General features: G+C 52.6%; 1 rRNA gene. It reads right to left on the reverse strand.

The features are described 5' to 3' along the window. A 23S ribosomal RNA gene (locus BHE89_RS23195) occupies positions 1 to 331 on the reverse strand; the annotation flags it as partial.

Here is a 331-nt window from a genome sequence, read left to right on the forward strand (position 1 = left end):
CCCCGATTAACGTTGGACAGGAACCCTTGGTCTTCCGGCGTGCGGGTTTTTCACCCGCATTATCGTTACTTATGTCAGCATTCGCACTTCTGATACCTCCAGCATACCTCACAGTACACCTTCGCAGGCTTACAGAACGCTCCCCTACCCAACAACACATAAGTGTCGCTGCCGCAGCTTCGGTGCATGGTTTAGCCCCGTTACATCTTCCGCGCGGCCGACTCGACCAGTCGAGCTATTACGCTTTCTTTTAAATGATGGCTGCTTCTAAGCCAACATCCTGGCTGTCTGAGCCTTCCCACTTCGTTTCCCACTTAACCATCGACTTTGG

This window comes from Shigella sp. FC1967, assembly GCF_001743005.1.
Lineage (GTDB): Bacteria > Pseudomonadota > Gammaproteobacteria > Enterobacterales > Enterobacteriaceae > Proteus.